This is a genomic window from Xanthomonas sp. LMC-A-07, from assembly GCF_030208825.1.
In the GTDB taxonomy this organism is placed as follows: domain Bacteria; phylum Pseudomonadota; class Gammaproteobacteria; order Xanthomonadales; family Xanthomonadaceae; genus Xanthomonas; species Xanthomonas campestris.
Window position 1 is genome coordinate 150482 of the sequence record NZ_JARVTF010000002.1, and the last position, 7501, is coordinate 157982.

General features: G+C 62.8%; 5 protein-coding genes. All 5 read left to right on the top strand.

Features of this window, described 5'->3' with window-relative positions; translation table 11 throughout:
* Positions 1–59 precede the first annotated feature (59 nt).
* The 5 genes from QRM89_RS01710 (at position 60) to QRM89_RS01730 (ending at position 7352) form a co-directional block, all read left to right on the top strand.
* Positions 60–1868 (top strand): copper resistance system multicopper oxidase, encoded by a 1809-nt coding sequence (locus QRM89_RS01710; protein ID WP_285447144.1) that lies wholly within the window; start codon positions 60–62, stop codon positions 1866–1868.
* Positions 1869–2158: 290 nt separating this feature from the next.
* Positions 2159–3349, top strand: coding sequence for a copper resistance protein B (locus QRM89_RS01715; RefSeq protein ID WP_285447145.1), 1191 nt, complete (start codon positions 2159–2161; stop codon positions 3347–3349).
* A gap of 400 nt (positions 3350–3749) precedes the next feature.
* Positions 3750–4274, top strand: coding sequence for a lactoylglutathione lyase (gloA, locus tag QRM89_RS01720; RefSeq protein ID WP_115003870.1), 525 nt, complete (start codon positions 3750–3752; stop codon positions 4272–4274).
* A 341-nt stretch (positions 4275–4615) separates the two neighbouring features.
* A complete protein-coding gene (locus tag QRM89_RS01725; RefSeq protein WP_285447146.1) occupies positions 4616–5374 on the top strand; it encodes a hypothetical protein in 759 nt (252 codons plus the stop codon).
* 106 nt (positions 5375–5480) lie between these two features.
* Positions 5481–7352 carry a peptidoglycan-binding protein gene (locus QRM89_RS01730; protein ID WP_285447147.1) on the top strand — a complete coding sequence of 624 codons (1872 nt, stop codon included), beginning with the start codon at positions 5481–5483 and terminating at the stop codon, positions 7350–7352.
* Positions 7353–7501: the final 149 nt, after the last annotated feature.

Below are 7501 nucleotides of genomic sequence, written 5' to 3' on the forward strand. Positions count from 1 at the left end.
GCGCAGGGCCCATTGCGATGCGCGTGGCCCGCACCCTGTGGGCCGCGCCTGGAGGCTTCATGTCATTCGATCCCTTGTCCAACGGCGGGCTGGCCCGCCGCCGCTTCGTGCACGGCCTGGCGCTGGGCGGCGTTGCCGCGGCCACCGGCCTGTGGCGCAGCGAGGCACGCGCCACCCCTACTTACGCCACGCCCGCCGTCCTGCGTGGCAGCGCCGCGGCGCTGCAGATCGGCCGCATGCCGGTCAACCTCACCGGCCGCGCGCGCAGCGCCATCACCGTCAACCAGTCGCTGCCGGCGCCCACGCTGCGCTGGCGCGAGGGCGACACCGTCAGCGTGCGGGTGCGTAACGCACTGGCCGACCAGTTCACCTCCGTGCATTGGCACGGCCTGCTGCTGCCGGCCAACATGGACGGCGTGCCCGGCATGAGTTTCGACGGTATCGCGCCGGGCCAGGAGTACCTGTACCGCTTCGCGCTGCGCCAATCCGGCACCTACTGGTATCACAGCCATTCGATGTTCCAGGAGCAGGCCGGGCTGTACGGCGCGATCGTGATCGACCCGCTGGCACCGCCGCCCTATCGGTTTGATCGCGAGCACGTGGTGCTGCTGTCGGACTGGACCGATCTGGACCCGGCCGCGCTGTTCCGCCGGCTCAAGCAGATGCCCAGCCACGACAACTACGCCCAGCGCACCGTGGGCGACTTCGTGCGTGATGCGCGCGAAGACGGGCTGCGCGCCACCCTGGCCGACCGCGGCATGTGGGGGCGCATGCGCATGACCCCGACCGACCTGTCCGACGTCAACGCCAACACTTACACCTACCTGCTCAATGGCGTGGCGCCGGCCGGCAACTGGACTGGACTATTCAAGCCTGGCGAAAAGGTGCTGCTGCGTTTCATCAATGGTTCGTCGATGACCTATTTCGATCTCCGTATCCCCGGGCTGCGCATGACCGTGGTCGCCGCCGACGGCCAATATGTGCATCCGGTCAGCGTGGATGAATTGCGCATTGCCGCCGCCGAAACCTTCGATGTCCTCGTCGAACCCATCGGCCAGGATGCCTTTACGCTGTTCGCACAGGACATGGGCCGCACCGGATTTGCCTGCGGCACGCTGGCGGTGCGCCACGGCTTGCAGGCGCCGATTCCGGCACAGGATCCGCGCCCCATCCTGACCATGCATGACATGGGGCACGGCGATGGCATGGCGCATGGCGCAATGCATGACATGCCGGCACAGCACGGCGCATCGCCGGCGGATGTACATGCGGGCCACACCGTGCAGCACGATCCATCTGCGCACGCCATGCAACAGCATGGCCACGCCAGTGCATCCTCGCCCGCGCCACACCACCCCGCCAGCGAAGACCACAACCCACTCATCGACATGCGCAGCAATGCCAGCGCACCGCGGCTGGACGACCCCGGCATTGGTTTGCGCAACAACGGCCGCCGCGTGCTCTGTTACGGCGATCTGCACAGCCTGTTCGACGACCCGGACGGCCGCGCACCGGGCCGCGAAATCGAGTTGCACCTGACCGGCCATATGGAAAAGTTTGCCTGGTCCTTCGACGGCGTCGCCTTCGCCTCGGCCGAGCCTTTGCGGCTGCAGTACGGCGAGCGGCTGCGTATCGTGCTGGTCAACGACACCATGATGCAGCACCCCATCCACCTGCACGGCATGTGGAGCGACCTGGAAGATGCCGATGGCAACTTCCAGGTGCGCAAGCACACCATCGACATGCCGCCCGGCACACGCCGCAGCTACCGCGTACGCGCCGATGCGCTGGGCCGCTGGGCCTACCACTGCCATCTGCTCTACCACATGGAAGCGGGCATGATGCGCGAAGTGCGGGTGGAGGCATGAACGCCATGCAGGCCCGTCATGTTCTATTAGCCGCCGTCATCGCCAGCGCGACCGCAACTGCGCAAGATCATGCGCATCACCAGATGCATGCTGCAACAGCGGTGCAGGTGGACAGTGCGCAGGCGGTGGAGATGCCTGCGCCAACGCGCGTGGATGATGCGGATGAAGCTACGGTGGGAGCTGTTGCATCCGCGCCCACTTCAGTCTCTGACGCTGCTTCTGTGTCTGCTTCAACGTCGACATCAGCGTCTTCTCTGCAGCGGGCCACGCAGGCCGCGCCACCAGTGGAAATGGATCACGCGCACATGCAGCACACAGAGCAGGCCGCGAATGTGCACGACATGCAGCATTCCGATGACGCGGCGGCAGTGCATGCACACGCCGCAGCGCCTGCAACCGATGCCGCTTCGGCAGTGGACTCGGCACATCAAACGCAACCGCACGTGCACGGTGCCGGCGGCACACAGCCACACGCCACGCCAGCTACGCAGACGCAGACAATGGACAACGCCGGCAGGCAGCACCACGCCATGCACGACATGCCGCACGCCGATCCAGCGGACTCGGCATACCCAACGCAAGAGCACGCCCGCAGTGCCGACGGCACGCCGCCACGCGCCGCGCCAGCGACGCAGGCAATGGACCACGCCGGCATGCAACATCACGACATGCACGACATGCACGACATGCACGACATGTTGCACGCTGATCCAGCATCCACCGCACAGCAAGCAGCACATCAACACACCGCGCCGGCCGCAACCACATCGCCACGCGAGCCGATCCCTGCTCCCACCGCAGACGACATTGCCGCGGCGTTCGCACCGCTGCGCAGTCATGCCATGCATGGAGCAGGCATCAATCACTATGTGTTGCTCGACCGACTGGAAGCCTCCGACAACCACACCGGCAGCGGCCAGGACTGGGAAGCGCGCGCCTGGCTCGGCGGTGACATCGACCGGCTGTGGCTGCGCAGCGAAGGCGAGCGCCGGCGTGGCCAGACCCACGACGCCTCGTTGGAAGCCTTCTACGGCCATGCCATCTCGCCGTGGTGGGATGTCTTGCTCGGCGCGCGCCAGGATCTCGCGCCCGGCCAGCGGCAGAGCTGGGCCGCCATCGGTGTGCAGGGGCTGGCCCCATACAAGTTCGAAACCGAGGCCACGCTCTATCTGGGCAGCGGCGGCCGCGCGGCGTTTCGGCTGGAAGCCGAGTACGACGTGCTGCTCACCAATCGCTTGATCCTGCAGCCGCGCATAGAAGCCGACGTCGCACTCACCGACGATGACCGGCGCGGCATCGGCAGCGGGCTGGAAGAGGTCGAAGCAGGCCTGCGGCTGCGCTACGAGATCACCCGCAAATTCGCGCCGTATATCGGCTGGGTGCACAGCCGCCGTTTCGGCGATAGCGCACCACGTGGCGACGGTGATGACACTCCCGCCCGCGAATCGCGCTTCGTCGCCGGCGTGCGGGTGTGGTTCTAGCCGGCGCTGCGGAGGGGCCGGCATGTCTGGCCCCAAAATATTGGCAGCAGTCATTGGCGACCGCTTCCGTCTGTCGCCCTCATGGCCAGCCTCTGCTTGGCTTTGGCTTTGGCTTTGGCTTTGGCTTTGGACTTGGCTCTGGCCTTTGCCCTGCGCTTGCTGTGGTTTTGGCTGTGGCTGTGCCCATAGGTATGGGTGTGGGTGTGTAGCTTCGACTTCGGATCCGGCTTTGGGCCGCACATGACTGTGGCCTCGGTCCTACCTGCCTGTGCCCTTAGCTTTTGCCGAAAATCCAGCGCGCAGCTGGCAATGAAAACAGACATCCCCGCCACTGCCTGCCCAGTACCATGACAGTCACTGCAGCACCGCTGCCTCCCCCCATGCTTCTCAGGAGAGCCCCATGCCCTTGACCGACCTGCAACACGTCCCCGGCGCCACCGCCGCACCGGCAGACACCCAAAGATTCGTGTTCAACCACACCATGCTGCGCGTCAAGGACGCCCCGCGTTCGCTGGACTTCTACACCCGCGTACTCGGCTTCCGCCTGCTCGATGCACGCGACTTCCCCGACGCAAAATTCAGCTTGTATTTCCTCGCGCTGCTGGCCGAAGGCACTGCAGTGCCCGACGATGACGCCGCACGCCGCCTGTGGATGGCCGGCATCCCCGGCGTGCTCGAGCTCACCCACAACCACGGCACCGAAACCCAGGACGGTGCGGTCTACCACGACGGCAACAGCGACCCACGCGGCTTCGGCCACATCTGCATCTCGGTGCCGGATATCCACGCAGCCTGCGCACGCTTCGACAGCCTCGGCGTGCCGTATCAGAAACGCCTGGAAGACGGCCGCATGAAGCACCTGGCCTTCATCAAGGACCCGGACGGCTATTGGGTGGAGATCATCTCGAACACGCCGCTGGCGTAAGCGCGCAGGCGTTTTGCCGGCGGCTGTCCTGTCGCTGGCAGTGATCGCATGCAGACATGCCACATCACCCTGTTGCAAACGTTGAAACAAGAGGCAGGAAAGGCCCTGTCCAGCCGCCGCGCCGGCATGGTTCGGCGGCTGGACAGGCAGCCGGGCTGGAGTAGACTTTCCGCGCCCTCCGCAATGGATGCACCCCAATGCTCGTCAGGAAGATTCCACTGATCCTTGCGCTAGCAACGATCGCCGCATGCAAGCCGGCGCCACCGGATGCCGCGGCTTCAAAGGCGACTCCCCCCGCAGCCAGTACCGCCACAAAGCCTTCAGATAAGGATGCTTCTCCCATGCAGGACGCAACCCAGGGATCCACCCAGCAACTACAGCCGCCCCGTCCGGACAGCGTGCTGTACTTCATCAGCAATGTTGATGGCGACGGCGCCCTTTCCTACGAGGTGGCCAACGGCAGCTGGATTAATTACTGGTACGGCTTTCAGTTCGAACTTGGCGGTACACGTTATTACACCGGCTTCGCATGGGAAACGCCCGAGCTCTTCGGCGCAGAGCGCGAGAACCACTATCCCGCGCCGGGCACCAAGGTGACCTTGGCACACGCCACCTTCGTCACCAGCGAACCGGGTAGCAAGTCGCCATGGAAGCTTCTTGGCGCAGAGCCCTATATCGGCGAATTCGGTGGAATGGAACAAGGCAACACCGTCGACACGACACGCAAGCCACAGACATTTGTCACCGACGACGGCCGACTAGTCCTGACCGTGCCGACGTGGAGCCTGCAGTCGGGCGTACGGATCCTTTCCTACGAGGCACTCGTGTTCAACCCGAAGGAAACCGATGACGTCAACGACAAGCATTGGACGTATATCGGCAATATCCCGGCCGGGGAGGACAACAGTGCAAATTGCGACGAGGATGCGCCTGGGAAGATTCCTTGCGTCAAGAACAGCAGCACGCTTACGTTTGTCCAGCAACAAGGCCTGCCAGCACTACGGGTAACTGTTTCGGCTGACCCGCCGACGAGCGGGGGTGACGAAACGGTTGAATACCGCTACGATGCGGCCCAGAAATCGTATTTGCCGGCCCCTTAATACAGAACCAAAGGAATTGGTTCGGGCGGCGTACCGCTGCAGCCACGTGGCTGCAGCACTCAATCAAGGACCTTGAGCGATGCCGACGAACTACTCACGAGCCCAAGTGCTCGACATCATCGAACGCGAAGCAACCGAGCGGAATATTCCGCTTGACGACTTCATGCGCTTTGCCCACGTAGAGACTGGCGGCAACTTCGACGAGTTGGCCAGTCGCGGAGCCGCTGGTGCGAAGGGGCTCTTTCAGTTCACTCCTCGGACCGCCGAGCAATACGGCATCGCTGGACGTGAGTTGGACGCAGTGGTCAATACCGATGCAGCAGCGCGGCTATATCTGGATAACCGGACGAGCCTGGTTGACCGGCATGAACGTGATGGCCGGCCTTACCTATCAGGCAAACCGGCGCCTGACGGCCTGGACATGTACATGGCCCATCAGCAAGGCGCTGCAGGTTACCGCTCTCTTCAGACTGCGATCGCCACAGGATCTTTCGGGCTTGAAAGCACTCGCGCCAACATCCTCAACAATGTCGGCGAAAAAGAACTGAAGTCTTTGACGGGCGTCGATGCGGCGACGTTCCAGCGCATGTCCGACAAGGACATGGCACAGACGTTCGTGCAGTACTGGGATACGAAGATGGACCGTATCCGTATCCATGAAAAAGGTATTGAGCCCATTTCGACCACGCAGCAGGCGCCGTCGCAAGCTGCGCCATCGCAGCCCGCACCTGCACAGCCGGAGAAAGCTGCAGCGCAAGGCATCGCGCTCCATGCCGCCTATGACCTCACCAACAAATACGACCACGTCAAGTACGGCCTGGGAGCAAAAGATCCGGACAAAGGCAAGGTCGATTGTTCTGGCTGGGTGGTCGAGATGCAGAACGCGACCATGGGCGAAATCAACGAGGGCGCCGGCAAGGTCATCTTTACCAAAGACGAAAAGTTCAGCCCTGGTTTCGATAGTGCATCAGAACTGCTGCGCAAGGCCGAACAACGCTCTGGGGTCCTGATCCAAGGCAAAGACGTCACTGCCCATAATCTCAAAGAGGGCATGATCATTGGCGAGGACAATGGCCCTCAGAGCTGGGACAAGGGGCGCTACAAGGGCATTGACCACATCACCATGGTGGTGCGCGACCCCAAGGATGGCGAACTCAAGATCAGCCAGTCGCGTGGTAGTGAAGGCGTCGAGCTCAGCTCGCTGGATACCTATCTTGAACGCAAGCACGCCAAGGGCGTCAAGCTCTATGCCAGCGACCCGCTATTCGAGGCGCGCGAGTTGCTGCAGGACCGCAGTCAGAGCAAGCAGCAGTCTCACGACGGCAACACGCATAAACCGGCGCATGCGCAAACTGCTGCAGAAACATCCGGCTTGCTGCGCGAGAAGGCGCATGGCGCTGAGGTTCTGAAGTTGCAACAGACCTTGCAGCAGTTGGGCTACAAGGACGCAAAGGGCAATGAGCTCAACGCCGACAGCGCCTACGGCCAGCGAACAGGTGAGGCGGTCAAGGCGTTTCAGCGTGCACACGGACTGCAGGAAGATGGCGTCGTTGGCGGCGATACGCTCAAGGCGCTGAAGCAGGCCGAGAAAACGCCATTGCTGTCGGAAAAAACCAACCCCGATAATCCGTTGTACAACCAGGCCGTGAGCAAGCTGGAACAGTTGGGTCCGACTGCATTCACCGACCGTCGCGCATTGGAAAATGCGGCTGGCTCATTGGCGTTCGAAGCCAAGGTCAGCGGCCTGCAGCGCATCGACGCGGTGATGCAGAGCAAGGACGGCAGTGGACTGTTCGCGGTACAGGGTCAGCCAAGCGACCCCGCGCACCAGCGGATCTACACGGATAAGGCAGCCGCTGCAGAGCGCCCATTAGCACAAAGCAGCAACGCGGTTCGCCAGGAAGCACAATCCCTGCAAACTCTGCAGGTACAAGACCAGCAAGAACAACAGCGTACTCAGTCACGCGCGGCTGTTTAATAGCTCTGTTCTTGATTGTGCAAAACAGAATGGGCGTGGGCCGAATAGGCTTGCGCCCATTTTGCTAAGTGGCACCAGTACAAAGCCCTGCGCTTTAGAACCTGTTCACGATCTTTCCTAATCAGTGCAGACTATGCGGATGCGCCAAA

Excerpts from the sequence above, each read along its gene's own strand:
- QRM89_RS01710 (WP_285447144.1), top strand. The coding sequence starts at position 60 with ATGTCATTCGATCCCTTGTCCAACGGCGGGCTGGCCCGCCGCCGCTTC.
- gloA (WP_115003870.1), top strand. The coding sequence starts at position 3,750 with ATGCCCTTGACCGACCTGCAACACGTCCCCGGCGCCACCGCCGCACCG.
- QRM89_RS01715 (WP_285447145.1), top strand. The coding sequence starts at position 2,159 with ATGGATCACGCGCACATGCAGCACACAGAGCAGGCCGCGAATGTGCAC.
- QRM89_RS01725 (WP_285447146.1), top strand. The coding sequence starts at position 4,616 with ATGCAGGACGCAACCCAGGGATCCACCCAGCAACTACAGCCGCCCCGT.